Origin of the sequence: Micromonospora nigra (genome assembly GCF_900091585.1) — a bacterium.
GTDB lineage: Bacteria > Actinomycetota > Actinomycetes > Mycobacteriales > Micromonosporaceae > Micromonospora > Micromonospora nigra.
In genome coordinates this window covers 4,298,559-4,320,882 of record NZ_FMHT01000003.1, presented here as the reverse complement: position 1 = coordinate 4,320,882, position 22,324 = coordinate 4,298,559, and the positions used below count along the sequence as shown (strand labels likewise).

Genomic DNA, 22,324 nt, shown 5'->3' with positions numbered 1-22,324 from the left:
ATCCTTTCTAACGGACGGGCACGGTGACGGTCACCGTCGCCTGGTCGATCTCGGTGGTACGGGCGGTGACGGACAGCTCCCAGTCGCCGGCCGCCGGCAGGGCGATCTCGCCGGTGGCATGGTTGTCGGTCAACGGCAGCAACGGGATCGTGATCGGCTCGATTCCCGCCGACGGCAGCGCGACGGTGGCCCTCCACTCCTGCACCGGAAGCGGCCGGTTGTCGAGCGAGTACGCGTAGAAGTGCACCGAGTTGTTGCCCGGTTCCGCCGGGTCCACCTCCACCTGGAGGGAGTAGAGCGGACTGGTCACGGTGGTGGTGAAGTAGCCGCTGTCCGCGCCGGCTCCCTCGGTGTCGGCGGAACGGGCGGGCGTGGTCTGCACCAGCGTGGCGGAGACCGCGAGGACCACCGCCGTGATCCCCAACTCGGCCCAGACCGCCCGGCGCATCGACGTCGGCGAGCCCGCCGCCGTGCGCCGCCGCACCAACTGCCGGGAGTACGCGGCCACCCCGACGACGAGCGCGAACAGCACGACCTTGGCCAGCACCAGCCGCCCGTACGTGGTGCCGACGAGGGCGCTCGGGGTGGCCACCTCGATCAACGCCTGCACGGTGCCGGCGAGCAGCAGCGCGGCGACGGCGAGAGCGGCCCACCGCGACCAGATCGGCAGGATCGCCTCCAGTTCCCGCTCGTTCGCGCGGCGCAGCAGGAACCCGCCGAGCATCACCAGCCCGCCCAGCCAGACCGCCATGCTGCCCAGGTGCACCGCGTCGACCACCACCGACACGGCCGGTGCGGGCGAGGCCGCCGGGTGCCCGGCCAGCGGCCAGGTGAGCAGCGCCACCGTGCCGAGGATGCCCAGGATGACCAGGTCCGTCCGGCCGACCGGCCCCGCCAGCAGGGGACGCAGCAGGAACGCCGCCGCCGCCAACAGGCCCAGCCGCACCAGGTGCGCCGCGCCGAACGTGCTGCCCAGCACCGCGCCCAGGCCCTCGCCGGTGACGTCGAACACCCCGCCGCCGACGGTGTACGGCACCTGGAGCAGCAGGCCCGCCACCGTGGCGAACGCCAGCAGGCCGAGGCCCGTCCAGGCCAGCCGGGCCGGACCCCGCCGGGGCAGCCGACCCGGCCACAGCACGGCCAGCACCAGTGCCGCGCCGACCAGCAACAGCAGGCCGACGTAGCCGACGAACTTGGCGACCTTGACGGCGACGCCCACCACCGGATCGGCGCGGCTGTCGTCGCCGGAGTCCACGGGCGGCGGCGAGGGCGAACCCACCGAGTAGGTGAACGCTCCGGACACCGGGTGGCTGTCGGCGGAGATCACCCGGTAGGTGACCAGATAGGTGCCCCGCCCACCGGCCGGGTCGACCGGCACGGTCACCACCGGGCCGTCGAACCGCGGCTCGCCCCGGTCCGCCCGGGACCCGTCCGGCGCGATCACCCGGATCTTCCCGGGCACCTTCCGCACCGACTCACTGAAGGTCAGCACCACCTCGCTGGGCCCGCTGGGCGTCACCGCCGACGCGGTGGGGCTGGTGCTGACCAGCACCGCGTGGGCGCTGGCGGGGGTGGCCGGGGCGACCAGCAGGGCGACGACAGTGACCAGCAGGCCGGCGAGGGCGGCGAGCCGGCGGCGGAGGGCGGCAGTCATGACGGTCATGCTCGCCGAAGACACCCGTCCTCGGCGACCCGGCCCGGCGCGTCGCCACCACCCTCGGCCGTCGACGGACGCCGATGCCTCCCGTCGGCGCGACGCGCCGTGCGACCCGAACGCGGACAGGCCCGCGCCGCAGAACCGGGGCGGCCCCCGACACGCTCCGGGACACCCCGCTCGCCGGTGGGCGGCTGCGGGGCGGGTTTGTCGTCGGCGGTCACGTTCGGGTAGTCGGACCCGGCGCGGGAAAAGTTCCCGGCGTGGCGCAGGCCATGAAGGGGCCGAAGGACCCTGTCCCGCCCGGCTGCGCGGCGTACTCTCGGTTGACGTGATCCCCGCCCCGCGTGACGTCTCCGTCCCCGGCCCGGCCAACCCGGGGGAGGACCCGGCGACCGCGTGGGCGCTGGCGGCCCGCGACGGCGACCCGGCCGCCCAGGCGGCCTTCGTGCGCGCCACCCAGGCCGACGTGTGGCGGTTCACAGCCGCCCTGGTCGACCCCGACAGCGCCGACGACCTCACCCAGGAGACCTACCTGCGAGCGCTGCGGGCGCTCCCCTCCTTCGCGGGACGTTCCTCGGCCCGCACCTGGCTGCTCGGCATCGCCCGCCGCGCCTGCGCCGACCACCTGCGCACCGTGGTCCGCCGCCGCCGGCTCGACGACCGGCTCACCGCACACGCCCACACCGACGTGCCGCACCCCGACCCGGCCGGTCAGCTCGGTGCCGCCGACCTGGTCGGCCGGCTGCCCGCCGAGCGGCGCAGCGCGTTCGTCCTGACCCAGCTCCTCGGCCTGTCCTACGCCGAGGCCGCCGCCGTGGAGGGAGTGCCCGTGGGAACCATCCGCTCCCGGGTCGCCCGCGCCCGGGCTGACCTGGTCGACGCCGTCGGCAAGGCCATCGCGGGGTGAACGGGAACCGCCGGCCGGAACGGGACGACCAATGACCATGACCGCACCAGCCCGCCCACGGACCACCACCCGGTGGGCCGCCGTCGCCCCCTGGATCGGCCTCGCCGTCCGGCTGGGCCTGGCCGCCGTCTGGCTGTACGCCGGTGCGACGAAGGTCGGCGACCTGGCCGCCTCCGGTCGGGCCGTCAACGCGTACCAGGTCATGCCGTACGAGTTGGCCACCGCCGTCGGTGCCGCGCTGCCGTTCGTGGAGCTGGCGCTGGGCGTCCTGCTGCTGCTCGGACTGGCCACCCGGTTGAGTGCCGGTGTGTCCGCGGTGTTGCTGGCGGTGTTCGTCGCCGGCATCGCCTCGGCCTGGGCGCGCGGCCTGGCGATCGACTGCGGCTGCTTCGGCACCGGCGGCGAGCTGCCCCCCGGGCAGTCCCCGAGCTACCTTCCGGAGATCCTCCGGGACCTGGGATTCCTGGCGCTGGCCGGGTTCCTGCTGTTGCGACCCCGCACCCCGCTGTCGGTCGACGGCGTGCTCGCGGGCGGACCGGTGGAGGACGAGGATGAGTAGCCGCAAGGACCGCAGGGACGCGGCCCGGGTCGTACGCGAGCAGATCGCCCGGGAGAGGCGTCGTCGGCGCACCCTGTGGACGACGGCGGCGGCCGTGGCCGTCCTCGTCGTCGCCGGACTGATCGGCTGGGGCGTCTGGTCGAGTCAGCGCGCCGACGACTGGACGGCCCCGCCCGGGGCCAACGACAGCGGCACGGGCATCGTGGTCGGCTCCGGCCCGGTGACCGTCGACGTCTACGAGGACTACCTCTGCCCGGCCTGCAAGCAGTTCGAGCAGGCCAGCGGGGCCACCCTCGACGAACTGGTCACCGAGGGCAAGGTCCGCGTCGTCTACCACCCGGTCGCCTACCTGAACCGCTACTCCAGCACGGAGTACTCGACCCGGTCGTCCGCGGCCGCCGGCTGCGCCGCCGAGGGCGGGAAGTTCAGCGAGTTCAGCGAAGCGTTGTTCGAACGGCAGCCGCCCGAGGGTGGCGCCGGGCTGAGCGACGACGAGCTGATCGACATCGGTGTCGGTGTCGGGCTGGACCGCGACACCTTCGGCTCCTGCGTCCGCGACGACACCTACACCGGGTGGACCGAGCACGTGACCGAGGAGGCCAGCCGGGCCGGAATCGCCGGCACCCCGACCATCCTGGTCGATGGGCAACGCGTCCAGGACTGGACGCCGGAGAACATCCGGGCGGCCGTGGAGGCGGCCAGCCGGTGAGCCACACCCCGCCGGCGGCCCGTGCCGCCCTGGTGAACCCGGCGTCCCGTGCCGCCGTGGCCGCCCTGGTGGCCCTGGCCGCCCGTGCCGCCCTGGTGGTCGTCGGGATGCTCGCCGCCCTCGCGGCCACCGCCGCGCCGGCCCTCGCCCACGGTGCCGATGCTCCCGACGGCACCGACTACCGGGTGAGCGTCACGTCGCTGGAACCGGCCGACGCCGGGCTGCGCGTCCGGGTCGTCGAGGCGGGCGCCCGGCTGGAGTTGACCAGCACCGGCGGCCGGACCGTCGAGGTCGTCGGCTACTCCGGCGAGCCGTACCTGCGGGTCGGGCCAGACGGCGTGTACGAGAACCTGCGCTCCCCCGCCACGTACCTCAACCGCACCATCGCCGGGCAGACCCGGGTGCCCGCCGAGGCCAACCCGGCGGCCCCGCCGGACTGGCGGCGGATCGGCGACGGACCGACCGCCCGTTGGCACGACCAGCGGGCACTGTGGCTCGAGGCGGCCCCGCCCGCGCCGGTGCGCGCCGACCCCGACCGGGAGCACCGGGTACGCGACTGGGTGGTGCCGCTGCGCGTCGGCGGCGAGGCGGGGCAGATCCGCGGTGCCCTCGACTGGGTGCCGCCACCGGACGCGTACACCTGGTGGGTCGGGATCACGCTCGGGGCGCTGGCGGTGGGCGCGGCCGGGCTGCTGCCCGCGGCGTCCCGACCGGGCGGCCGGGCCCTGCGCGGGCTCGGCGGGCTGCTGGTCGCCGGTGGGACGGCCGGGGTGGTGCTCGTCGTCGGGCGGGAACTGGACGCCGGGGCCGAGGGCGTCGGCGGGGTGCTGCTCGGGCTGCTCGGCGGCCAGGTGTGGGCACTGCTCACCGCCGTCGGGGCGGTCGTCGCCGGGGGCTGGGCACTGGCCCGCCGGCCCGCCGCCGAACTGGCGGTCGCCCTGGCCGGCGCGTGCCTGGCGCTGTTCGCCGGGGTCGCCAACGCCGCCGTCCTCGGCACCGCCGTCGCCCCCAGTCCCTGGCCCGCCACACTGGCCCGCCTCCTGGTCGCGGTCACGCTGATCACCGGCGCGGGGGTTCTCGCCGCCGCCGCGCTGCGCCTGCACGCCACCGGCCGCACTCCCAAGGGCGTGGCGGTCAGCGGGGGGTGAAGCCGTAGGGAAGTTCCAGGCGGTGGCGCGACAGCAGCGGCTCGTCGGCCAGCAGGGTCCGGGTGGGGGCGTCGGCGACGATCCGGCCGGCGTCGAGGATGACCGAGCGGTCGCACAGCTCCAGGGCGTACGGCAGGTCGTGGGTGACCATCAGCAGCGTCACCGGCAGGCCGCGCAGGATCTCCGCCAGCTCCCGCCGGGCGGCCGGGTCGAGGTTGGACGACGGCTCGTCGAGCACCAGGATCTCCGGATGCATGGCAAGGACGGTGGCCACCGCCACCCGCCGCCGCTGGCCGAACGACAGGTGGTGCGGCGCCCGGCCCCGGTGCTCCGACATGCCCACCGCCGCCAGGGCCTCGTCGACCCGGACGGCCAGTTCCGCCCCACGCAGCCCCAGGTTCGCCGGCCCGAACGCCACGTCCTCGGCGACGGTGGGCAAGAAGAGCTGGTCGTCCGGGTCCTGGAAGACGATGCCCACCCGGCGGCGGATCTCGGCCAGGGTCGGTCGGTCCGGGCGCACCGTGAGACCGCCGACGGTAACGCTCCCCTCGGCGGGGGTGAGGATGCCGTTGAGATGAAGCACCAGGGTGGTCTTGCCCGCGCCGTTGGGCCCGAGCAGGGCAACCCGCTCGCCGCGCCCGACCGTCAGGTCGACCCCGTGCAGGGCCACGTGCCCGTCCGGGTACGCGTACCGAATGCCGCGGAGGTCGAGAGAGGCGGGCTGCACGTACCGATCATGTCAGGACGAGCGCGGCGGCGGCGACGGTGCCGGCCAGGGCAGGGACGGTGGCCCCGGCCAGCCACTGCCCGGCGGTGGCCGCGCCCGCGCCCTGCCACACCGCCGGCATCCGGCCGGTGTAGCCGCGGGCGAGCATCGCCAGGTAGACCCGCTCGCCGCGTTCGAAGGCCCGCAGGAACAGCGCGCCGACGCCCGCCGCGAAGCCGCGCAGTTGCCACAGGAACCGCGGGTCGTCGCCCCGGGAGATCCGGGCCACCCGCATCCGACGGGTCTCGCCGATCAGCACGTCGAGGTAACGCAGCATGAATGTGGCGATCTGGGTGAGGATCTGCGGGCAGCGCAGCCGGTCCAGCCCGACGACCAGGTCCCTGGTGGTGGTCGTCGCGGCCAGCAGCAGTGACGCCCAGACCCCGAAGGTTCCCTTGGCGACGATGTTCCAGGCGCCGTACAGGCCCTCGACGGACAGGCCCACGCCGAGCACCTCGACCCGCTGCCCCGTCGCGACGAACGGCAGTGCGAACGCGAACAGCACGAACGGCAGCTCGATCGCCGTACGGGTCAGCAGCCACCCGGGCCGCACCCGGGCCAGCGCCGCGACGCAGGCGACCAGCAGGGCGTACGCGCCGAAGGCCCAGAACGCCTCGCGGGGGGTGGCGACCACGGCGACGGTGAACACCACCATCGCCGTGATCTTGACCTCGGGCGGGAGCCGGTGCACCGGGGAGTCGGACTCCCGGTACAGCACGTGCGCGTGGCCGGCCCCCACTGCGTACCCCTAGCTCCCGGTCCCGGCGCGGACGTCGTCCCGCTCGGCGGGGCCGGCCTCCGCCGGGGTGTCCCGACGGCGCACCAGCCAGAAAGCGCCGCCGGCCACGGCGAAGGTGAGCAGGACACCCAGCACCCCGGACAGCGCGGTGGACAGGAAGTCGTTGTCGACGCCGGCCACCCCGTAGTCGGCCAGCGGGCCGCCGATCTCGTGCTCCTTCTCCTGCTGCGCCGGGCAACTGCCGCCGGTGATGGTGTCGTCGGCGTCGAAGGTGCAGCCCTCCCGCAGCGACGAGTCCAGCCCGTCGGGGTGTGAGGAGGCGAAGTTGCTGACCACGCCGGCCAGCAGCAGCGCGACCAGCAGGCCGCCGAGCACGAAACCCCAGGAACGCTTCCTCACCGGGCACCTCCGACAACCGGGACGGGCGCCGGTGTGGCCGGCTTCAGGGCACGCAGCGCGTAGACGAGGTCCGGGCGGACCTTGGCGACGGTGACCACGGTGGTGGCGGTGATCAGACCCTCGCCGATGCCGATGAGCAGGTGCGAGACGGCCATGGTGCCGGCCAGGCCGGCCAGGTTGCCGCCGAGGTCGGCCGTGCCGCCGAGCTGGTACTGCACGACGAAGCCCATGGCCGCGACCAGCACGCTGGCCAGAGCGGAGACGAACGCGGTGACGGCCAGGCCCGCCGGGGTGCGCGGCAGCACCCGCAGCAGCAGGGCGATCAGCAGGTACGCCGCGGCGGTGCCGAGTACCGCCATGTTGGTGATGTTGAGGCCGAGCATCGCCACCCCGCCGTCGCCGAAGACCAGCGCCTGCACGACCAGCACGACCGCCACGCAGAGCGCGCCCACCCAGGGGCCGACCAGGATGGCGGCGAGCGCGCCGCCGAGCAGGTGACCGCTCACCCCGGCGGTGAAGATCGGGAAGTTGAGCATCTGCACGGCGAAGATGAAGGCGGCGACCAGGCCCGCCATGGGGGCCAGCCGGTCGTCGAGGTCCTGCCGGCCGCGTCGGACGCAGTAGGCCGTCGCGGCCAGCGCGAGGACCGCGAAGGCCGCGGCGACGGGACCGTCGATGATCCCGTTCGAGATGTGCATCGCCAGGGTTTCCACGCGACCTCCCACGCGCCGGCGGGCTCGTCCACGCCGGCCGCGTCAGCCTATTTCTCACTCGATGCTGTTGCCAATAGTTGGCAACAGGCCAGGAGCATGATCTCGCCCCCGCAGCGAGGCGGGTGCCGTTCGCGGTGGGCGACACGACCGGTGACACCTGCGGCGGGCCGCGGGCCCGTACCGCCTGCGGCGGGCGACACGTGGGCGGCGGTATGGTCGGGCCATGACCGCGCCCGACCGCCTCACCCCCGGTGACCCCGCGCCCGAGTTCAGCCTGCCCACCGACACCGGTGACACGCTCACGCTGGCCGACCTGCGCGGCCGTCGGGTCATCCTGTACGCCTACCCGGCCGCCATGACCCCCGGCTGCACCAAGCAGGCCTGCGACTTCCGCGACTCGCTCGCCTCGCTCCAGGCCGCCGGCTTCGAGGTGGTCGGCATCTCCCCCGACAAGCCGGAGAAGCTGGCGAAGTTCCGCGCCCGCGACGCGATCACCTTTCCGCTGGTGTCCGATGTCGACAAGGCGGTGCTCACCGCCTACGGCGCGTACGGCGAGAAGCAGATGTACGGCCGTACCGTGACCGGCGTGATCCGCTCGACCTTCGTCATCGACGCCGACGGCAAGGTCGAACGGGCGCTCTACAACGTCAAGGCCACCGGCCACGTCGCCAAGCTGCGTCGCGACCTCGGCCTGGACTGACCCCCGGCTCCCCGAGCCTCTAGACTCTCTGGGTCGGCGGGAGTGGCGTAACGGCAGCCGCGGTAGGTTTAGGTCCTATTGTCCGAAAGGACGTGGGGGTTCGAATCCCCCCTCCCGCACTCGGCAGCCTGTCGGGCGCGTCACCATCGCGAGCCCGGTCCCGGGCCGTTCGGTCAGGATGACGACGTGAGCCTGCGCCTCGTCCTCGACCCCGACCTGACCCCCGACCTACGCGACCGGATCGTCGCGCTCTGGGTCGACGTGACCAACGCCGGCGGTGCCGTGGGTTTCGTCGCGCCGGTGACCGCCGCCGAGGTGCGGACCATCGCCGACCCGACCCTGGCAGGCGTCGCCGCCGGCACCGACCGACTGCTGATCGGGTACGCCGGTGACCGCCCCGTCGCCATGGCGGTCCTCACCGACAACCGCTTCCACCTGAAGGCCCACTACCGGGTCCTGACCCGGGTGATGGTCCACCCGGACGCCCAGGGGCACGGGCACGGCGTGACGCTGATGCGCGAGGCCGAACGGCTCGGCCGCGAACTGGGACTGACGGCGTTGCAGGTGACCGTGCGCGACGGGCTGGGCCTGGACACCTTCTACCGGCGGCTCGGCTACCGGGAGGTCGGCCGGCTGCCCGGCGCGCTGCGGGTCGCCACCGGCGACGACCGCGACGAGGTGTTCATGTGGCTCGACCTCACCGGGGCCGAGCCGGCGGGCCGCCCGGTCTGACCGCGCCGGGCGGTCAGCCACAGTGGTGCGCCGGGCGGTCAGCCGCAGCGCTCCGCCGGCACGTCGGCCACCGGCGGCTCGCCGGGTGGCGCGGCGACGGCCGGGGTGGTGCCCGCCGGGCCGGCCGGTGTCGGCGTCGCGGTGGCGCTCGGGACGCTCGGCCGGGGCGTCGGGCTGGCCGACGCCGACGGCGGTCGCGACGGCTTCGCGGACGGGGCGGGCGCGCTGCCCGCGCCGTACATCCGGACGCTGCCGCGCTGCACCTGGCCGGGGGCCATCCGGATGCCGGTGGCCGTGACCCGGTGACCCCGGGTGTCGGTGACCCGGATCTGGTAGGGCCCCGGCCCGGCGCCCGCGTCGATCAGCCAGTAGTTGTAGCTGGCCCGGTTCGCCGCACGCCACCCGCCCGGGTCGCCCTGGCGCACCTCCACTGCCCGCAGCGGGTTGCCGTGGTCGGCGACGAGCACGGCGAACCAGTACCGCGACGCGCCCTCCTTGATCCGGAAGGCCAGTGGGCCGCGCAGCGGCGGGTCGGCGAGCAGCCGGTAGCTGACGGACACGATGCCCTGCACCGGGTCGGCGATCCGGGCGAACGCCTCCTTCGACAGGTCGATGTGGCCGGGCGCGCACTCCGGGCACTGGTCCATCACCAGGACGCGGACGCTGCCCTTCGGGCCGGTCACCGTCAGGTATCCGCCGCAGGCGGCACCCGCCGCGTACTCGTCGGGACCGAGCGCGACGTAGAGCCGGTCGGCGGGTGCGGACGGGTAGGAGCAGTTCCCGCCGGCGCCCCGCGAGTCGTAGAAGGTTGCCTTGCCCTCAACGACCGTCCCGGCGGTCGGCGGGGCCTTCGCGGCCACGGGGGCGGCGACCAACGGCAGGTTCCGCCCGGCCCCGGGGGCGGCGACCAACGGCAGGTTCCGCCCGGCCCCGGGGGCGGCACAGGCGGGAGCGGCGCCGGAGCGCAGCGCGAGGGTGAGCCCGAGCACCGTGGCCAGCGCGGCGACCGCGCCGCCGACCAGCCAGCGCCCCCGGCCGGAGCGGGGCGCACGTCGCCGGCCCCGTTCTGCGGCGGAGCGGACGTGTTCCGTGGGAGCGGTACCGTCGATCACGACGCCAGATGCTGCCCTACCGCGCTCTGGTCGACAAGCCGACCGGGCGGGAGCCGGGACGCCGGCCGCCCGGGTCAGCCGCCCAGCTCGACCGGGTCGCCGACCGCGACCGTGCCGGCTTCCTCGGCGACGAGGTGCAGTCCGAACAGGAGCTTCCGGTCGACGGTCCGGTGCCGGGCCAGGGTTCGCAGCGGCTCCCGGCCGCGTACCCCGGTCTCCTGGTCGGTGGTGGTGACCACGCACCGGGCGCACGGCCCGGCCGCACGGAACCGCACCCCACCGACGCGCAGCGGCCGACCCGCCCAGTCGTCCTCCGCCCAGGCGGGCGCGCCCTCGACCACCAGGTTGGGCCGGAACCGGGTCATCGGCACCGGCTCCTCGCCGGCCGCCACCAGCCAGTCGCCCACCGCCGCCAGGGACGCGGTGTTGGCCAGCAGCAGCGGATAGGCGTCGGCGAAGCTGACCCGGTCGCCCGGGTCGTACTGCCTGCCGGGTTCGATGTGCCTGGCCGGGCGGGCCAGCCAGACCAGCCGGACGGGGCCGCCGAGCAGCGCCGCCAGCCAGTCGTCGGCGGCCGGGCCGGCGGGCAGCGCGTCCACCGTGAGCGTGCGGTTGGCGAAGGTGCGCACCGCGACCGGGCCGACGCCGGCCGGCTCGACCACCGCCAGATCGGGACGGCCGTCGGCGCGCAGCAGGACCCCACCGGGGTACGGGTGGGCGCGCAGCCGCACCAGCGCGGTCGTCTCCCGCTGCGTGACGCCCACCCCACGGTCGTCGACGATCATCCACCGCCGGTCCCCCGCCAGGCCCCACGGCTCGACCGCGGCCTCGTCGTGGTCGAGCCGGTGACAACCCTTGACCGGGTACGTGTGGACGGCGCTCAGTCGCATCCGGTCACCATGCCACGCCGATGCCGTCGCCGGGGTACCAGTGGTTGGCGGGGGTCTCCCGGTAGGCGAGGAACCGCCGGCCGGTGCGCTCGGCGTGGTCGGCGAGCACGTTGGTGGTGGTGACGTTGTCGGTCAGCAGGATCGCGCCGGGCGCCAGTTTCGGCTCGACCGCCTCGAACTCGCGCTTCTCGTGGGCGCGGCTGTGGTCGCTGTCGTGCAGGAACAGGTCCACCGGCCGGTCGAGCGCCGCGATCGAGGTGATGCTGTCGCCGACCACCAGGTCGACCACCTCCGACCAGGGGGCGGTGCGGGCCAGGTAGCCGGCCTCCGGGTTGATGTCCAGCGAGGTGACCCGGCCCGGGTGCCCCTCGGCGGCGTTCCGCAGCAGGGCGGCGGCCAGCACGCAGCTACCCAGCCCCTTGTCGACGCCGGTCTCCACCACGTGCGCGGGCTTGCGGGCGCGCACGAGCGCGTACCAGCCGACCCGCCGCGCGTACCGGACCCGCTTGTCGGCCAGGCCGCGCCGGGCGGCGCCGGCGGTGGCCGACTCGATGTGCCGCCGCAGCGCCTCGTCGGCCTCGATCTCGGCGAGGTATCCGCGGACCTGCTTGACCGGCAGGTCGCAGACGACGGCGACGAACCAGGCCAGGTGCTGGCGGCTGAGCTTCGTCAGCTCGTAGGTGTAGTTGTGGTGCTCGCGGGAGGTGAACAGCCAGCGCGCCGAGACGCGCAGCACCTTGGCGTCGTGGCGGGCGACCCGGGCGAGGCGCTTCGGGAAGGCGGCGACGGGAGCGAGGGGGGTACGGGCGACGGCCCGGCGAAGCTTCGTTGCGTCCACGGACAGGTTGTACCAGGTGAAGGGAAACAGGTCAGCACTTCCACCGTCGATGCCCCGGTGCAGCGCCCCCGGCGGAGGGTACGTGGACGGCACCGCGGCTCAGTAGCATCGCGGCATGCCTGATCGTGAGGAATCCTCCGCACCCGTCGCGGAGTCGGCCGGGTCCGACCCGACGGACGCCCCGGACGCCGGCCACCCGGCTCCCCGGCGGCGTCGGCGGTGGGGCCGGATCACCCTGCTCGGCCTGCTGGCGCTGACGCTGGTGGGGGTGGGCGGCATGGTGGCCGCAGGCTTCTACCTGAAGTCCGTCGAGTCCGACATCGAGCGGGTCGACGCCTTCGACGGTGTGCCGGAGGCGGACCGTCCGCAGGCGGAGCCGGTCGCCCGGGGCGCGACGAACATCCTCATCCTGGGCAGCGACTCCCGTGACCCGGACGGCACCGGCGGCTCGCGCACCGACACCATCATCCTGGCCCACCTGCCGAAGGACCGTTCCAGCGCGCAGCTCATCTCGATCCCCCGGGACACCTGGGTGCCCGTGCCCCGATCGACGGACGGCAACCACGGCGGTCGGGACGCGAAGATCAACGCCGCGTACGCGTGGGGCGGGGTGCCGCTGATGGTGCAGACCGTGGAGAAGTTCACCCGGGTCCGCGTCGACCACGTGGTGATGGTCGACTTCGGCGGCTTCAAGGAGATCATCGACGCGCTGGGCGGCATCGAGGTCAGCTCGGAGAAGCGGTTCACCTCCATCCACCCGCCGTTCCGCACGTTCCCGCAGGGCCGGCAGCGGATGGACGGCGAAGCCGCGCTGGACTACTCGCGGCAGCGCAAGCAGTTCACCGACGGCGACTTCGCCCGCATCCGGCACCAGCAGCAGGTCATCAAGGCGATCCTCGACGAGGCGACCTCGGGCGGGATCCTGACCAACCCCGCCCGGCTCAACTCGTTCCTGCGGGCCACCTCCGACGCCGTGTCGGTGGACCGGGAGCTGTCCCTGCTGGACCTGGCCGCCGAGCTGCGCAACCTGCGCAGCGGCGACCTGTTCTTCGTGACCAGCCCGACGAAGGGCACCGGGCGGGTGGGCACCGAAAGCGTGGTCTTCGCCGACACCGCACGGGCCCGGGAGTTCTACGACGCGGTGCGCCGGGACGCGGCGAAGGAGATCGTCCGCGCCGGCGGGGGGCGGTGAACCGTCAGTACGCGCCCCGCCGGGCGAGCACCACGCTGACCGTACGCCACAGGATCCCCAGGTCGTAGACCAGCGACCAGTTGTCCACGTAGTGCAGGTCGAGCCGCACGGCGTCCTCCCAGGTGAGGTCGGATCGACCGGAGATCTGCCAGAGCCCGGTGATGCCGGGCCGCACCAGCAGCCGCCGCCGCACGTCGCCGCGGTAGTCGTCGTCCTCGGTGGGCAGCGGGCGCGGACCGACCAGGGACATCTGGCCCAGCAGGACGTTGACCAGCTGGGGCAGTTCGTCCAGCGACAGGCCCCGCAGGTGCCGGCCGATCGGGGTGACCCGCGGATCGTCCTTGATCTTGAACAGCAGGCCGTCGCTCTCGTTGCGGTCCCGCAACGCCTCCAGGCGCTGCTCGGCGTCGGTGTACATGGTGCGGAACTTCCACACCTTGAACGCCCGCCCCTGGTGGCCGATGCGGCTCTGCCGGAACAGCACCGGCCCCGGGTCGGTGACCTTGATCGCCAGCGCGATGCCCAGCAGCACCGGGCTGAGCAACACCAGGCCGACCAGCGCCGTGACCCGGTCCAGCAGGCTCTTGGCCAGCAGGGACAGACCGGAGATGGTCGGTTCCTCGACGTTGAGCAGCGGCAGCCCCTCGATGGGGCGGACGTGGATGCGGGGGCCGGTCACGTCGGTGACCTGCGGCACCACCACCAGGTCAAGGCCCGTGCCCTCCAACTGCCAGGCCAGCTTGCGCAGCTCGTACGACTCCAGGCTGGCCGGGCCGCACACCGCGATCGTGTCGGCACCGAGCTGCTGGACCAGGGGCACCAGATCCCAACCGACGTAGACCGGCACCGGCGCCTCGACCCGTTCCCCCGGCCGTGGATGGCGGGGCAGATGGATGGCGACGGGGCGCAGGCCCGCGCCCGCGTTGCGGATCATCACCTCGTGCACGGCCAGCGCGTCACCCAGCCGGCCCACCAGCAGCACCTTCTGCGACGCCCGCTGGGTCGACCGACGGATGCGGCGCAGCACGATCCGGGCCGCCACCCGGGTCGCCACCGTGTAGAGGAGCAGGGCGACGATGACACCGGCGACCGTGGCCCGGGACACGTCCTTCTTGAAGCCGAGCGCGAGGAACGACACGGCGGCGGCCATCGCCACGTTGGCCCGTACGACCCGCCGCAGTTCCTCCGTGCCCCGACCCAACGCCCGCCGGTCGTACGCGCCGGAGGCGGTGAGGATGGTCATCCACAGCAGCGGCACCCCGACGTTGGCCACCAACGCGAAGGTGCTCACCGCCCCGCCGAGGAACCGGTCGTCCCAGAAACCCGCGTCGGCCTTCTCGAACAGGGCCACCACCGTACGGGTGGCCGCCATCGCGGCGAGCAGGTCGAGCAGGAGCAGCACCACCACGTACCGGCGGCGCCAGCGGGCCCGCGGCGCGACCGGGCGGCCGAAGATCAGCCGGGGCATGCCGTTGGCCGGCGGTGTGATCACCCCCAGCTCCGGGTCGTATCTCGGTGACGGCACGACGGTCGACAGGATCTGCGTGTGCGCGGACACGACCTTCCCTTCCTTGCCCCGAGCGGAGATCGCGTCGTGCACCATATGCTCCGCGGACCCGGCACTGCTACAGCGGGTCCGGACAGGAGGGTCGGTCGACCCGACCGCCACGGGCCCCCGGGATCGTCAGTCGGATGCGGCCGTCGCGCGGGCCCGCAACTCGTGCAGCAGGGCGTCCCGTGCCGGCTTCGGCCTGAACTGCTCGTCGTAGAGGCAGGCCGCGCCGTAGCCGGGGTAGTGCGAGGAGATCCAACTGCTGGCGTCGGTGAAGCCCCAGACGGTGAACGACTCGCAGGTGGCCACGGTCAGGCAGGCGCGGAGCATGTGCTGGTAGAGCAGCGCCTGGTTCAGCAGCTTCTCGGTGTTCGTCGGCAGTTGGATCCGCACGTCGAGTTCGGTGATGGCGACGGAGACGCCAAGGGCCGCGAACCGCCGGAGGTTGCCGGTCGGGTCCTTCGGCGGCGCGTCCGCGCGCAGGTGCCCCTGGAAGCCGACGCCGTGCACCGGCACACCACCGGCACGCAGATTCCGGACCAGCCGGTGCAGGCCGTCGGCCTTGCGGCCCCGCCCCTCGGCGCCGTAGTCGTTGATGAAGAGCCGGGCGTCGGGATCGGCCTCGTGCGCCCACCGGAAGGCGTCGGCGATGTAACCCGGCCCGAGCCTGCGCAGCCAGAGGGAGTCGCGCAGGGTGCCGTTCTCCGCCAGCACCTCGTTGACCACGTCCCAGGCCCACACCTTGCCCCGATAGCGGGAGACGGTGGTGGTCACGTGCTGCCGGAGCACAGCTCTGAGCCGCTCCCGGGGCCAACCCTCCACCACCCAGGACGGCACGCTGCTGTGCCAGACGAGCGTGTGCCCATAGACCGCCTGCCCGTTGGCCTGGGCGAAGTCGACCAGTTGGTCACTCGCCGTCCAGTCGTGGCGGCCCGGCCCGGGCTCCAGGTTCGCCCACTTCATCGCGTTCTCGGCGGTCACCGCGTTGAAGTCGGCGGCGAGCCTCGCGCGGTACCGCTCGTCCGACGCGAGCAGCCCTCCGTCCACCGCGCTGCCGATCCGGACGTTCGAGGGCATGAGGGCACGAAGCACCGGACCCGACGGTTCCTGACCGGCCCCCGGCTGCGGGGCCGACCACGGGTCGGGCTGTCCCCCGCCGCGCCACCAACCCACGTATGCTGCGCAGGCGATGAGGACCAGCACCACGGCCGACGAGACGGTGGCCAGCAGTCGGCCCGGGCGCACGGGCGGCCGCGACCTGGTGGCGGAAGCAGTCGCCGACGGGCGGCGCACGGCCCGCGCGGCGGGCCGGGCGGACTCTCGGGCGGCGGGCCGGGCGGATTCTCGGGCGGATCTTCGGGCGGCGGACCTGGCCTGGACCTCCTCGGCCATGAACACCCCCGACGGAGTAGCGACGCCAGCATGACGAAGTCCACCTGATGTGCCCGAAGGATCCTACGGCGTCCGGCGCGGCCGACCGGGCGCGGGCACCAGGGCGGATGCAGGCACCAGGGCGGGCGCGGGCAACGGGGGCAGAGCCGGGGCCGGGGCGGTGAGCGCCGGGCAGACCCCGTCCATCGTCCGCGCCGGCGCGCTGTCCATGGTCGCCCTCGTCGCCGTCGGCGGGACGCGACTGGTGCACGGCTCGTTGACCAGTCACGCGACCGACCGCGCCACCTACGGTCTGGTCGGGATCATGTTGGCGGCCAGCCTGGTGGCCAGCCTCCTGCTGCCCGGCGGGATCTCCAGCGGCCTGTCGAAGTTCATCGCCTTCCACCGGGGGGCCGGCGACCCGGCGTCCGCGTGGGCGGTGCACCGGTCCCTGTCCCGACTGGGAACGGTGGCGGCGGTGCTGCTCGGCGTCGCGGCGACGGGCGTGGTGCACTGGGCGTACCGACCCGACGTGCTGGACTCGCTGTCGCTGCTGGCCCTGACCGTCAGCTACTCGATGTACACGATGGACAAGGCGGCCCTGTACGGTCACGGCCTGGTGGCCCGCTACGCCGGCATCGAGATCGTGACCTCGCTGCTGGCGGTCGCCGGCACGGCGGTCGTCGTCCTGACGGGCACGACCACCTACCTGCTGCCGCTCTGCGTCGGATACGGGTCGTTCGTCGTGCTGAGCAGATGGCGGCTGCGCTCCCACCACCGCGCCGAGGGCCGCCCGGCCGGAGGCCGGTTCCCGCGCCGGGAGGTCATGGCCTTCGTGCTGCTCGGCAGCGTGGGCACGGTTGCCAGCGCCGGCTTCCTCCAGGGCACGCAACTGCTCGCCGGGCGGTTCGCCGAGCCGTCCGAGGTCGCCCACGTCGTGGCCGCGGTGACGTTGATCGCGCCCCTCTACTTCCTGCCCCGGGGCCTGGCCCTCGCCCTGTTCCCGGTCATGGCGGGCGCGCAGGGAGCCGGGGACACCTCCGCCGTCCGGCGACAGGTGGACTCGGCGACCCGACTGCTCGCCACGACCATGACGCCGGTCCTGCTGCTGGGCCTGCTGGTCGCGCCGGTCGTCCTCAGCCTGTTCGGCGGAGCCCGGTACGCGGCGGGCGCGGACGTGCTCCGGCTCATGCTCTGCGCGGCGTTCTTCGGCATCGTCCAGGTGCCGTCCGTCAACGCCCTCGCCAGCGGCAGCGTCGCCCGGACCCGGATACCGGTCGCCTCCGCGGTGACGGGTTGCCTCGTCGGGCTGGTCCTGGTGTGGGTGACCGCGCCCCGGCTGGGGGCGGAGGGCGTGGCGCTCGGCTACCTGGTCGGCACAGCGGTGACCGCGGCCCTGCCCGTCCTCGCGGTGCGGCGCATCCACCGCCTCCCCTGGGCCGGCCTGCTGGCCCGCTGCGCCGGCCTGCTGGCCGTCGGGCTCGTGGTGAGCCGACTCGACGTACTGGCCGGCTGGTCCTGGTCCACCCTGGGCGTCGGTGCCGCGCTGCTGGTGGGGGCACTGATCGTCCTGGGCCGTGACCTGAACCTGCTGCGACGGCTGCTGCGCGCCCGCCGCGACCCCCTGCCGGCCGCACCACCCGTGGCCGCCGCGACCGCCTCCGAGAGGACCCTGTGAACGACACCGAACCGGCGACGGCGGAGCGCCCGCTGCGGATCCTGGCCGTCACCAACCTGTGGCCCGAGAACGGTGGCTACCGAGGGATCTTCGTCCACCGGCAGGTGACGGCACTGCGCGCCCTGGGCCACCACGTCGACGTGGAGGTCGTCGCCCAGTCCCGAGGCAGGGCCGACTACGTGCTGGCCGCCCCTCGGGTACGACGGCGGGCCCGCACCGGCCGCTACGACATCGTGCACGTCCACTACGGGATGACCGCGCCGGCCGCCCGGCTGGCCGGTCATCCCGCGCGGGTGTTGTCGCTCTACGGCAGTGATGTCAACGAGCCCCGTCAGCGGCGGATCACCCGGCTCGGCTGGGGCGGTACGCGGGCCCGGATCTACGTCTCCCGCCGCCTGGCCGAGGCGGCCGGGGATCCGGCCGGGCACGTCGTCGCCAACGGGGTCGACTTCGCGCTGTTCCGCCCGGCGGACCGGGCCGCCGCACGGGCGTCGCTGGGCATCGCCCCGACCGACCGGGTGGTGCTGTTCGGTGCCGACCCGGCACGGCCCGTCAAGGGGTACGACCTGTTCACCGAGGTGGTGGGCGAGGTACGACGGCAGGGCCTGCCCGTACGCGAACTGGTCCTCTCCGCGCCGGGTCAACCCGAGGCGGACCTGGTCCGCAAGTACGACGCGGCCGACCTGCTGCTGTTCACCTCCCGGCCGGGGAGCGAGGGGTCGCCGACGGTGGTCAAGGAGGCCACGGCGATGGGGCTGCCGGTCGTCTCCGTGGACGTCGGCGACGTGGCGGAGGTGTTGGACGGCGTACGACCGGGGGCCGTGGTGCGGTTCCCCGACGGGCCGTCGCACGGCGAGGCCCGCACGCGGCTCGTCCGGGACCTCGCCGGGCGGGTGGCCGACGTGTTGGCCGCCGGCACCCGGGCGGACGGCCGGGACCGCAACGCCTGGCTCGACGAGAGCCGCGTCGCCCGCAGGATCACCGAGATCTACCGCACGGTGCTGCGGTCGTGACGACATTTCTGGTCACCGGCTCGCACGGGTGGGTCGGCGGTCATCTGCGACGGATCCTGGCCGAACGGGGTCACCAGGTCGTCGGGGCGGGCCGGCGACCACGTACCGCCGGGACCGCCGAACGCTACCTGGAGGTCGACCTGCGCGACGGGCGGGCGACCGCCGCCGCCGTCGCCGCCGTCCGGCCCGACGTCGTCGTCCACCTGGCTGGCGCACTCCCGCAACGGGTCGCCGACGTGGACGAACTGATCGCGGACGTGGTCCCACCGACCTACCACCTGTGCCGGGCGCTGCGGGCGGTCGAGGGCGTCGACCGGCCCCCGCGCCTGGTGGTCGTGGGCTCGTCGGCGCAGTACGGTGCCGTGCCGAGGGAGCGCAACCCGGTGACCGAGGAGGTCGCGGCACTGCCCCTGGGTGCCTACGGCCACGCCAAGGCGGCGGCGGAGTCGCTGGCCCTGGCCATGGGGGCGGACGGGCGGATCTCCGTCACGGCCGCGCGACCGTTCAACCACGTGGGGCCGGGTGAGGGGACGGCGACGGTCGCGGGTGCGCTGGCCCGCCGGGTGGCCGACGTGGCGACGGGCCGACTCGCCCGGGTCCGCGTCGCCGACCTGGACGCGGTCCGGGACTTCACCGACGTACGCGACGTGGCGCGGGCCTACGCGGACATTGCCGACGCCGGTCGACCCGGTCGTACCTACAATGTCTGCTCGGGTCGGGCCGTGTCCGTCGGGGCGGTGCTTCGCGTGCTGCTCGACGTGGCAGGTCTCGACGAGTCGGTCGTCGACGTCGCCGACGGCGGCGCAGGTGGCGTCCGTTACCAGGTGGGCTCCGCCGACAGACTGACCGCCGAGGTGGGCTGGAAACCGGAGCGGGAGCTCCGGGAGAGCCTCGGTGACCTGCTCGGGGAACTGGTCGACAGACACCCCACGGACGAGGAGAGCAAGCGATGACGGCGGTACGGACATCCGACGACTGGGCAGGCCGGAGTGTCCTCGTCACCGGCGCCGGCGGCTTCATCGGTTCGCACCTGACGGAACGCCTGGTCCGCGCCGGTGCCCGGGTGCGGGCGATGGTCCGCTACAACGGCCGTTCCGACGTCGGCATGCTCGCCGACGTGCCCGCCGAGGTACGCGGGTCCGTCGAGATCGTGCACTCGGACGTCACCGACCCGTTCGCGGTGCGGCGCGCTGTCGCGGGCTGCGACACCGTGTTCCACCTGGCCGCGCTCATCGCGATTCCCTACAGCTACGTCGCGCCGGCGTCCTACGTCGCGACCAACGTGACCGGCACCCTCAACGTGCTGGAGGCGGCCCGCGACCTCGACGTGACGCGGGTGGTGCACACCTCCACGTCGGAGACGTACGGCACCGCCCGCTACACGCCGATCGACGAGCAGCACCCGATGCAGCCGCAGTCCCCGTACTCCGCCTCGAAGATCAGCGCCGATGCGCTCGCGGAGTCCTTCCACCGCTCCTTCGACCTGCCCGTCGCCGTCATCCGCCCCTTCAACACGTACGGGCCCCGGCAGAGCGCCCGCGCGGTCATCCCGACGGTGGCCGCGCAGGTCGTGGCGGGCCGGGACCGGATCGCACTCGGCGACCTGCGGCCGGTGCGCGACCTGACCCACGTCGCGGACACGACCGCCGGTTTCCTCGCCGTGGCCGGCGCGGACGCCTGCGTGGGACAGGTCACCAACATCGGCAGCGGTCGGGGTATCGCCATCGGTGACCTCGCCCGACTGGTCGCCGAGGTCGCCGGGCGCCCCGGCGTCGAGATCGTGGCGGACGACCAGCGCCTGCGTCCGGCGCGCAGTGAGGTGTTCGAGCTGGTGGCGGCGACCGGCCGGGCCCGCGAGCGGTGCGGTTGGCAGCCGACGGTCCCGCTGCGCGAGGGGCTGGCCGACGTCGTGGAGTACGTGCGGGCGCACCTGGACCGGTTCGACGTCGACCGGTACACGGTGTGAGGGCGGTGATCCTCGCCGGGGGCCGCGGCACCCGGCTGCGGCCGTTCACCACGAGTTTCCCGAAGCCGCTCATGCCGGTCGGTGACATCCCGATTCTGGAGATCCTGCTGCGGCAGCTCAGGGCCCACGGGGTCACCGACGTGACCCTGCTGACGGGGCATCTGGCGTACCTGCTGGAGGGATACTTCGAGGACGGCCGCCGGCTCGGTCTCCGCATCGACTACCTGCGCGAGGAGCGTCCACTGGGGACCGCCGGGCCGCTGAGGCAGCTCGCCGGGACGTTGGACGACGACTTCTTCGTGCTGAACGGTGATCTGCTGACCGACCTCGACTTCACCGCGTTGATGGCCCGGCACCGCGCGGCCGACGCCCCGGTCACCGTCAGCGTCTACACCCGTGCCGAGAAGATCGACCTGGGCATCCTCCATCTCGACCCGGCGGAGCACGTCGTCGGCTACGAGGAGAAGCCCACCCTGAAGCTCGACGTGTCGATGGGCGCGTACGCCATGTCACCGGCAGCGTTGGCGGAGATTCCCGCCGAGGGCAGCTACGACATGCCCCAGCTCGTCCTCGACCTGCTCGGCAGGGGCCGGCGGGTCGCCAGTCGGCGCCACGAGGGCTTCTGGCTCGACATCGGCCGGGTCGACGACTACGCCCTGGCGAACAGGTTGTTCAGCGAGAACCCGGCCGGTTTCCTGCCGGACGCCTAACGCCCGGCGACCGACACCAGCCACTTGGCGACCTCGCTGGTCGCCCGCACCACCTTGACGCCCAGGGCCAGGCCGGGCAGTCGGGGCCGGCTGTACCGGTCGATCAGGTCGAACCACACCGCGAGGCCGGCGAACCGCTTCCGGCTGACACTGCCGGGGTGCCGGCGGAAGCGGACGACCGGGTGGGCCAGGTGTCGTGGCCGGACTCCGTGGCTGAGCGCCCGCAGCACCAGCTCGACGTCGACCTTGATCGGGAGACGCTCGTCGTATCCGCCGAGTCGGACCAGGAGGTTGCGGTCCATCGACATGCCGGAGTGCTTGAACGGCAGCCGTGGCCGGGTCAGGATCGACCAGCGCATCCGGCTGGCGCTCGGATAGGCGGGCAGCCTGATGGTGCGTTCGGAGCCCGCCACCAGCTCCTGGTAGTCGGTGTAGACCCAGGAGGCGCCCGAGGTGGCCAGGAACTCCTGGATCCGGCTCAGGGCGTCCTCCGACAGTTCGTCGTCGGAGTCCAACACGGTGATCCACCGCCCGCGCGCGACGCTGAGAGCGGTGTTGCGGGCGGCACTGATCCCGCGCGGCCTGCGCCGAACCAGCCGGATCCGCTGGTCGGCCAGCAGACCCGCCTCGGCCAGTGACTCCTGGGCGGGTACGACCGACCCGTCGTCGACCACGACGACCTCGTAGTCGTCGAACCGCCCGGCCAGAACGCTGCGGATCGCCTTCACGAGCAGCTCGGGGCGGTCACGAACCGCGATGCACACGGAGATCGCCGGGGTCAGCGGCGGTTCGGACGGCAGAAGGCCGACCGGGGCGGACTCGACCCCCGGCACCTCGGGGTATGCCGGTGGACGCCCGTCCCCTCCTGCCATGACACCGCACCCCCGTGCTGCCCCTGCGTACGCCGCGTGGCCGGTCGCCCGTGCCACCGGCGGACGCCGCCCGTCCGACGGCACGGGGATTCTAGCCAGCG

At 73.9% G+C, this 22,324-nt stretch carries 24 protein-coding genes and 1 tRNA gene; 14 read left to right on the top strand and 11 right to left on the bottom strand.

The window, feature by feature from the left end; all coding sequences use genetic code 11:
• Window positions 1–7: 7 nt before the first annotated feature.
• Window positions 8–1,663, bottom strand: a complete 1,656-nt coding sequence (locus GA0070616_RS18805; RefSeq protein ID WP_091084469.1) for a copper resistance CopC/CopD family protein — start codon at window positions 1,661–1,663, stop codon at window positions 8–10.
• Between the two features lie 322 nt (window positions 1,664–1,985).
• Between GA0070616_RS18805 and GA0070616_RS18800 the strand changes: the two genes are divergently transcribed.
• Genes GA0070616_RS18800 through GA0070616_RS18785 form a run of 4 tightly spaced genes read left to right on the top strand, consistent with a single transcriptional unit; the run spans window position 1,986 to window position 4,980 of the window.
• A complete protein-coding gene (locus GA0070616_RS18800; RefSeq protein ID WP_091084466.1) occupies window positions 1,986–2,564 on the top strand; it encodes a sigma-70 family RNA polymerase sigma factor in 579 nt (192 codons plus the stop codon).
• Window positions 2,565–2,601: 37 nt separating this feature from the next.
• A complete protein-coding gene (locus GA0070616_RS18795; RefSeq protein ID WP_091091106.1) occupies window positions 2,602–3,123 on the top strand; it encodes a MauE/DoxX family redox-associated membrane protein in 522 nt (173 codons plus the stop codon).
• The gene (locus GA0070616_RS18790; protein ID WP_091084463.1) at window positions 3,116–3,832 is read left to right on the top strand and encodes a DsbA family protein; all 717 of its coding nucleotides are present in this window, start codon (window positions 3,116–3,118) and stop codon (window positions 3,830–3,832) included. The genes GA0070616_RS18795 and GA0070616_RS18790 overlap by 8 nt, the downstream gene beginning before the upstream one ends.
• A complete protein-coding gene (locus tag GA0070616_RS18785; protein ID WP_245712828.1) occupies window positions 3,829–4,980 on the top strand; it encodes a hypothetical protein in 1,152 nt (383 codons plus the stop codon). Before GA0070616_RS18790 ends, GA0070616_RS18785 begins: the two co-directional genes overlap by 4 nt.
• Here the strand turns inward: GA0070616_RS18785 and GA0070616_RS18780 are convergent.
• Genes GA0070616_RS18780 through GA0070616_RS18765 form a run of 4 tightly spaced genes read right to left on the bottom strand, consistent with a single transcriptional unit; the run spans window position 4,967 to window position 7,597 of the window.
• Window positions 4,967–5,707, bottom strand: a complete 741-nt coding sequence (locus GA0070616_RS18780) for an energy-coupling factor ABC transporter ATP-binding protein (protein WP_091084458.1) — start codon at window positions 5,705–5,707, stop codon at window positions 4,967–4,969. The two genes, GA0070616_RS18785 and GA0070616_RS18780, sit on opposite strands and share 14 nt — an antisense overlap.
• A gap of 7 nt (window positions 5,708–5,714) precedes the next feature.
• On the bottom strand, window positions 5,715–6,485 hold the full coding sequence (gene cbiQ / locus GA0070616_RS18775) for a cobalt ECF transporter T component CbiQ (protein ID WP_091084453.1): 771 nt from the start codon (window positions 6,483–6,485) through the stop codon (window positions 5,715–5,717).
• A gap of 9 nt (window positions 6,486–6,494) precedes the next feature.
• Complete coding sequence (locus GA0070616_RS18770) at window positions 6,495–6,884, bottom strand: PDGLE domain-containing protein (RefSeq protein WP_091084447.1); 390 nt, start codon at window positions 6,882–6,884, stop codon at window positions 6,495–6,497.
• Complete coding sequence (locus GA0070616_RS18765; RefSeq protein WP_091084444.1) at window positions 6,881–7,597, bottom strand: energy-coupling factor ABC transporter permease; 717 nt, start codon at window positions 7,595–7,597, stop codon at window positions 6,881–6,883. The genes GA0070616_RS18770 and GA0070616_RS18765 overlap by 4 nt, the downstream gene beginning before the upstream one ends.
• 223 nt (window positions 7,598–7,820) lie before the next feature.
• On the opposite strand from GA0070616_RS18765, the gene bcp reads away from it, so the two are divergent.
• The 3 genes from bcp to GA0070616_RS18750 all read left to right on the top strand — a co-directional run bounded on the left by bcp (window position 7,821) and on the right by GA0070616_RS18750 (window position 9,029).
• Window positions 7,821–8,297 carry a thioredoxin-dependent thiol peroxidase gene (gene bcp, locus GA0070616_RS18760; protein ID WP_091084439.1) on the top strand — a complete coding sequence of 159 codons (477 nt, stop codon included), beginning with the start codon at window positions 7,821–7,823 and terminating at the stop codon, window positions 8,295–8,297.
• A gap of 36 nt (window positions 8,298–8,333) precedes the next feature.
• A tRNA-Leu gene (locus GA0070616_RS18755) sits at window positions 8,334–8,416 on the top strand.
• Between the two features lie 67 nt (window positions 8,417–8,483).
• Window positions 8,484–9,029: a GNAT family N-acetyltransferase gene (locus GA0070616_RS18750; RefSeq protein WP_091084434.1), complete on the top strand. Its 546-nt coding sequence runs from the start codon at window positions 8,484–8,486 to the stop codon at window positions 9,027–9,029.
• A 38-nt stretch (window positions 9,030–9,067) separates the two neighbouring features.
• Here the strand turns inward: GA0070616_RS18750 and GA0070616_RS18745 are convergent, their stop codons facing one another.
• The 3 genes from GA0070616_RS18745 to GA0070616_RS18735 all read right to left on the bottom strand — a co-directional run bounded on the left by GA0070616_RS18745 (window position 9,068) and on the right by GA0070616_RS18735 (window position 11,962).
• Entirely contained in the window at window positions 9,068–10,141 is a 1,074-nt protein-coding gene (locus GA0070616_RS18745; protein WP_245712827.1) for an expansin EXLX1 family cellulose-binding protein, read from the bottom strand.
• Between the two features lie 74 nt (window positions 10,142–10,215).
• Window positions 10,216–11,031 (bottom strand): MOSC domain-containing protein, encoded by an 816-nt coding sequence (locus tag GA0070616_RS18740; protein WP_091084431.1) that lies wholly within the window; start codon window positions 11,029–11,031, stop codon window positions 10,216–10,218.
• A gap of 4 nt (window positions 11,032–11,035) precedes the next feature.
• Window positions 11,036–11,962, bottom strand: a complete 927-nt coding sequence (locus GA0070616_RS18735) for a class I SAM-dependent methyltransferase (RefSeq protein ID WP_245712826.1) — start codon at window positions 11,960–11,962, stop codon at window positions 11,036–11,038.
• Window positions 11,963–11,984: 22 nt separating this feature from the next.
• On the opposite strand from GA0070616_RS18735, the gene GA0070616_RS18730 reads away from it, so the two are divergent.
• Entirely contained in the window at window positions 11,985–13,061 is a 1,077-nt protein-coding gene (locus GA0070616_RS18730) for an LCP family protein (protein WP_091084429.1), read from the top strand.
• A gap of 4 nt (window positions 13,062–13,065) precedes the next feature.
• Here GA0070616_RS18730 and GA0070616_RS18725 read toward each other — a convergent pair whose 3' ends face one another.
• Window positions 13,066–14,529: a sugar transferase gene (locus GA0070616_RS18725; RefSeq protein WP_091091090.1), complete on the bottom strand. Its 1,464-nt coding sequence runs from the start codon at window positions 14,527–14,529 to the stop codon at window positions 13,066–13,068.
• A gap of 216 nt (window positions 14,530–14,745) precedes the next feature.
• A complete protein-coding gene (locus GA0070616_RS18720; protein ID WP_175440128.1) occupies window positions 14,746–15,690 on the bottom strand; it encodes an endo-1,4-beta-xylanase in 945 nt (314 codons plus the stop codon).
• 112 nt (window positions 15,691–15,802) lie between these two features.
• Here GA0070616_RS18720 and GA0070616_RS28225 point away from each other — a divergent pair, with 112 nt between their 5' ends.
• From GA0070616_RS28225 to GA0070616_RS18695, 6 genes are all read left to right on the top strand, one after another.
• Window positions 15,803–16,039 carry a hypothetical protein gene (locus GA0070616_RS28225; protein ID WP_175440127.1) on the top strand — a complete coding sequence of 79 codons (237 nt, stop codon included), beginning with the start codon at window positions 15,803–15,805 and terminating at the stop codon, window positions 16,037–16,039.
• Between the two features lie 126 nt (window positions 16,040–16,165).
• Window positions 16,166–17,662, top strand: a complete 1,497-nt coding sequence (locus tag GA0070616_RS18715; RefSeq protein WP_091084423.1) for a lipopolysaccharide biosynthesis protein — start codon at window positions 16,166–16,168, stop codon at window positions 17,660–17,662.
• Entirely contained in the window at window positions 17,659–18,675 is a 1,017-nt protein-coding gene (locus tag GA0070616_RS18710) for a glycosyltransferase family 4 protein (RefSeq protein WP_091084418.1), read from the top strand. Before GA0070616_RS18715 ends, GA0070616_RS18710 begins: the two co-directional genes overlap by 4 nt.
• Window positions 18,672–19,628: an NAD-dependent epimerase/dehydratase family protein gene (locus tag GA0070616_RS18705; RefSeq protein WP_175440126.1), complete on the top strand. Its 957-nt coding sequence runs from the start codon at window positions 18,672–18,674 to the stop codon at window positions 19,626–19,628. Before GA0070616_RS18710 ends, GA0070616_RS18705 begins: the two co-directional genes overlap by 4 nt.
• Entirely contained in the window at window positions 19,625–20,641 is a 1,017-nt protein-coding gene (locus GA0070616_RS18700) for an SDR family NAD(P)-dependent oxidoreductase (protein WP_091084410.1), read from the top strand. Before GA0070616_RS18705 ends, GA0070616_RS18700 begins: the two co-directional genes overlap by 4 nt.
• 5 nt (window positions 20,642–20,646) lie before the next feature.
• Window positions 20,647–21,351, top strand: coding sequence for a nucleotidyltransferase family protein (locus GA0070616_RS18695; RefSeq protein ID WP_245712825.1), 705 nt, complete (start codon window positions 20,647–20,649; stop codon window positions 21,349–21,351).
• Here GA0070616_RS18695 and GA0070616_RS18690 read toward each other — a convergent pair.
• Window positions 21,348–22,223, bottom strand: coding sequence for a glycosyltransferase family 2 protein (locus GA0070616_RS18690; RefSeq protein ID WP_175440125.1), 876 nt, complete (start codon window positions 22,221–22,223; stop codon window positions 21,348–21,350). The genes GA0070616_RS18695 and GA0070616_RS18690 overlap by 4 nt on opposite strands.
• Window positions 22,224–22,324 lie beyond the last annotated feature (101 nt).